The following is a 4,935-nucleotide window of genomic DNA, read 5'->3' as shown; positions in this document are numbered from 1 at the left end:
CGCTTATTCGCACCTTCCCTAGATCTGTACAGGTTATGTTTACGATTGATCTCAGAGCGAGTTTCTTCGACAAGGGTAAGGTGTTCAATCAACGTCATAGCGCGTGCCTCCTGCATGGAGACGCGATTAGATCACAGACGATCTGCCTGTTCAAATTTCATTAACAAAGTGCGATCCCGCCCTGTACCACTGATGGGGTTAGGTCGTACAACATTTGACATCAATGAACTCGTAGCAAATGCGAAGTTGATAAATCAAAAACTTAATCGGTAATGTAAACGTTTAAACACACCCCGCCTAGCATAGGAAATAAGGATAGTTCAATCAGTTTGCACAAATTCGGTGCATATAAATATTTACTAATAGATCTAGGTTGATACACCTACATGATGTAAGATGTATTTAGTAAGCTAAAAATACACACCGATGCTATCTATGCGTAAAAACCTCCCTGTTACATCTAACGAAAAAACTTTCCCATCGTCTGTGAAGCTGATTTCAGTTACGGATAAAAACGGCAATATTGTTGATTGTAATGACGCTTTCGTTGAGGTAAGCGGATTTTCCAGGTCGGAGTTAATTGGCCAGCCACATAATATTGTTCGACACCCCGATATGCCAGCGATGGCTTTCAAAGTGATGTGGTCACATCTAAAAGAGGGTAAAGCATGGATGGGGTTGGTTAAGAACCGTTGTAAGAATGGTGACTTTTACTGGGTAGACGCTTATGTGACACCCGTGACAGCTAATGGACAAGTTATTGGGTACGAATCTGTTCGATCAAGCCCAAGAGCAGAAGATGTACAAAGAGCAGACAGATTATACCGCCGCTTGAGTGCGGGAAGTAATTTACCTAAACCGTTACCTATATCGCTGCCTAACATTTTTTTAATGGTGTCTGTCGCTATCGCGCTTGCGACATTCTTTCTTGGTTACAAAGAGTTATCAGAGAGTTTGTTGCTCGCCGTCATTGCGATCTATGCAATTTGGGTCAATGTGAAAGACCACGCCAGAGCGTCTGACTTAAAGAAATTACTAAGCCGTTCTTTCTCGCATGAACTCGCAGTTCTCACCTACACCAATAAGTCCGGACTTACTGGCGCATTAGAAGTCTCTGTATTGAGCCAGCAAGCTCATCTGACAACTATTATCAACCGCATTGATGATGCCGCGAAAAGAGTATCGCGCGAAACACTTTCCTCATTTGACTTGGTTAAACAATCTAAGCAGGTTATTGATCACCAGCAATCTGAAACGATTCAGGTTGCTACAGCGATGAATGAGATGACGACAACTATTTCAGAGGTATCGCATCATGTTTCCAATACCGCTTCACAAGCTGATAAAGCATTTAATCTGGCCGAAACCGGTGGAGGACTATCCAAAACAACAAGCGCCTCTATTGAAAAACTTAGAGCAACTGTCCAGACCATTTCGAAATCCGTTGTTGATGTAGAGCTACAAACGACGAAAATTGCCCAAGCAGCTCAAGTAATTGAACAGATTGCTGAACAGACCAACTTACTTGCGCTAAATGCTGCTATCGAGGCAGCGCGTGCCGGCGAGCAAGGCCGAGGTTTTGCCGTGGTTGCTGAAGAGGTGCGTAATCTTGCAAAACGTACCCAAGATTCTACGAAAGAAATATACGGGATTGTCAGAGCTCTCTCACTAAAATCCAGCGAGGCCGTTAAAGTAGCTGAATCAGGTGCTTCTGACGCTGACGAGGGGCTGTCAAAAGTCATTGAGAGTGGAGATATGCTGCAAGGAATCGTTGCCTCAGTCGGGCATATATCCGATATGACGACACAGATGGCAGCAGCTGTAGAGGAGCAAGCTCATGTGGCTGAAGATATCAATCGCCAGGTTGTAAGTATTTCAACATTGGCCGATGAAAGCGCCAATTCTGCTGATAAAGCAGCAAGCTCTCTAGAGCACCTTAAGAAAATATCTGAAGAGCTACACGAGCTGGTGGTGCGTTTTAAATGAATATGTTAATGAAGTCTATTGACCAAAGGACAAATCTGGCAGGTCAAAATCGCTTTGAAATGCCAGGAGCCCATTCTTTTATAAAGGGCATTGCGCAGCTTCGTGGCAATCCAGTTATCGTTATCGACCTGAGTGAAGCTACGACAGGTAAGCCGATACGTTATCCCGAACAGGCTTTTGTGATTGTGACGGAATACAACCGCCATATCCAAGGCTTTCTGGTTTCGGCAGTTGATAGCATCGTTAATCTTAACTGGAGTCAAATTCAACCTCCACCTCAAGGATCAGGGCAAAGTCATTACCTAACTGCAGTGACAGAGATTGAAGGCAAGCTCATTCAAGTCATAGATGTTGAAAAAGTGTTCTCGGAGATCATGCCCAACGACCATGAAATTGAAGCTGAAACGGCGCAATAGCTTAAAGGGTTCAACACCTCTGAGATTGAAGTATTGGTTGTGAATGATTCAGCAGTGGCCAGAAATCAGATCAAACGCGTGTTAGACAGTGTAAATATCCCGTCTAAAGTGGTTCATGATGGCCAATCTGCACTTCAATATTTACAAGACTTTGCGGCAAAAAATAAAGCAGTAATTGCATAGAGAATACCTTTGGTCATTTCTGATATTGTGATGCCAATAATGGATGGCTCTACACTGACATCCGCGATTAAATCTGAACCACTTCTAAAAGATATTCACGTCGTTTTGCACTCTTCATTAAGTGGTGTGTTTAACGAGTCTATGGTTAAGAAAGTCGGCGCAGACCAATTTATCGCTAAGTTTCATCCCGATGAATTATTACAAGCAATCAATCACTGGTTGTTAATGAAGTAAAGACAGGTGCGCTATGAGAGTGGAAGAAGTACTGAAGCGATTAAACATCAACCCGGTCTCTTTTGATGAGCGTAAAGCTCTTATTAATCTTTCAACTACCGAGATTCAATTGCTCGAAGCCATTCATAAACCACTTTATGCCTATGAGAATGAGCTTATTCATGCTTTTTATCAGCATCTTTTAAAGTTTGACCATGCATCGAAAATGCTGCATGACGTTAACCTAATGGGAAAACTTCAAGAGACACAAAAACTGTACTTTAGGAAATTAACTGCCGGCGATTATGGATTCGACTACGCCCAAGATCGTATTAGAGTGGGCATTGCGCACCAAAGAGTTGGTTTGACGCCACAATGGTATATTGGGGCTTACGGTGTTTACTTAGATCTCGTTTGTAAATTCGTCAGTGTGATATTGAATAGCGATAAGGAGCGTATCGAGCCAACGTTAACTGCGCTCTACAAAGTCGCGCTGCTGGATATCACCCTCGCCTTTGACGCCTACATGTACGCTAGCCACCAGACACTTGAGCAGTCCAGGCAGCAGATTTCTGACAAATACGATTTTCAAATTCGCACTAGCAATGCCATCGCTAAGATTCAGCGCGCTTTTATACTGAATGAGTCGTATGGCAGTGCACTTAGCCTTTTACTTAATGAGCTCATCGCTCTGACAGATAGTCAGTTCGGTTTGATTGGTGAGGTGCGGGAAGACTCGCAACTACGACCATATCTGAAAGTCAGCGTCTTGACAAATAGCAGCTGGGATCATCAAACCCGTGAGCTATATGAAAAAAGTAAGGCGGATGACTTAGAGTTCCATAATCATCACAATTTACTGGGTGAAGTATTAACAACCGGCCAAGCTGTTATCTCAAACAATCCTCAGGATGATTCTCGTGCTGGTGGCACACCACATGGTCATCCCAAGCTCTCCTCCTTCCTTGGATTACCAATTAAACATAATGGTAAGTTGATTGGCATGGTCGGTCTGGCTAACGCAGCCAACGGCTATGAACAATCTGACGTTGAGAAACTGAACCCCATCCTCGAAACCTTGGAATCGCTGTCTGAAGCAAGAGAGATTAAAAATAAACTTGCTCTGATACTGGAAGAGAACGCCCGCCTTGCATTAGTTGCTACACAGACTGTGAACGGAGTAATGATCTTAGATTGTGATTACAACATCACTTGGTGTAATGCTGGCTTCGAACGAATCTTTGGTTATTCTTTGGAGGAGCTTGCGGGTCAATCGCCGTGGGCAACATTAACTGGGCCACAGACTAACAGCTTTGACCTTTTGAAGTTACAAAAAGCTGTCGCAAAGAGAAAGTCTATTGAAATTGAATTACTTAAATATCGAAAGAGTGGAGAGACCTTCTGGAGTCGCATTAGTTGCAACCCTACGTTTAATGAGCTTGGAGAGCACTCGGGGTATATTTCGGTTGAGCTGGATATAACTCAAGAGCGCTTGAGGCAGGACGAACTGACCAGCTTTAAAAGCGTTGTGGATCAAATCGCTGATGCCGTCCTATTTTTTGATGCCGAAACGTTGGACATTTTATATGCCAACCTTGCTGCACAGCGTCAACTTGGGCGGAGTTGGGCGATGCTACAAATTATGAAGCCCTACGAATTTAAGCTGAGCTACGATTCACAATCGTTCGATCGGCTTTTGAAGCCACTCAAAATGGGTGAGGTGGAGCTGCTGCATTTTGTTACCCAACATCACAAAGGGGATGGCAACATCTATCCTGCAGAAATTAGTATGCAGATTGTACAAACCGCGTTTAACCAAAAAGTCGTCGTCAATATAATTCGAGACATCTCGGCGCAGCTTGATTATGAAAGACTCAAAAGTGAAAACGAAAAGCGCTTGGTGAAGTTGCTGCATAAATCAGAGGATGCGATGGGCATAATCAGCCCAGATTTTGTGATTACCGATTGTAATGATGCAGCCGCTAAACTTTTTTGCTTGTCTGACCGCAAAGCGCTGATTGGCTTGTCGCCTATTCAATTTTCACCATTGAGCCAGGGTAAAAACAACAGCGAAGAGCTCGCCAAAGTTCTTTTAAATAAAGCCTCAACAGAGGGCTACCAGCGTTTTGAATGGCTT

At 43.5% G+C, this 4,935-nt stretch carries 4 protein-coding genes; all 4 read left to right on the top strand.

The genetic code is table 11. The features are described from left to right. The first annotated feature begins 435 nt into the window (after positions 1-435). Entirely contained in the window at positions 436-1,986 is a 1,551-nt protein-coding gene (locus BN1119_RS17055) for a methyl-accepting chemotaxis protein (RefSeq protein ID WP_042000910.1), read from the top strand. An 8-nt stretch (positions 1,987-1,994) separates the two neighbouring features. Next, positions 1,995-2,402, top strand: a complete 408-nt coding sequence (locus tag BN1119_RS20800; RefSeq protein ID WP_209434934.1) for a chemotaxis protein CheW — start codon at positions 1,995-1,997, stop codon at positions 2,400-2,402. Between the two features lie 192 nt (positions 2,403-2,594). Continuing rightward, on the top strand, positions 2,595-2,819 hold the full coding sequence (locus BN1119_RS21135; RefSeq protein WP_209434933.1) for a response regulator: 225 nt from the start codon (positions 2,595-2,597) through the stop codon (positions 2,817-2,819). 19 nt (positions 2,820-2,838) lie between these two features. Continuing rightward, a partial coding sequence (locus BN1119_RS17045) for a protoglobin domain-containing protein (RefSeq protein WP_167335484.1) occupies positions 2,839-4,935 on the top strand: 2,097 nt, incomplete at its 3' end.

Source organism: Aeromonas bivalvium, from assembly GCF_000819765.1.
Lineage (GTDB): Bacteria > Pseudomonadota > Gammaproteobacteria > Enterobacterales > Aeromonadaceae > Aeromonas > Aeromonas bivalvium.
Note: the sequence above shows the minus strand (reverse complement) of the source record. Positions and strands in the feature narration are given on the sequence as shown.

What these genes read in the sequence shown, in the direction of transcription:
- BN1119_RS17055 (WP_042000910.1), top strand. Translation starts at nt 436, where the DNA reads ATGCGTAAAAACCTCCCTGTTACATCTAACGAAAAAACTTTCCCATCG.
- BN1119_RS20800 (WP_209434934.1), top strand. Translation starts at nt 1,995, where the DNA reads ATGAAGTCTATTGACCAAAGGACAAATCTGGCAGGTCAAAATCGCTTT.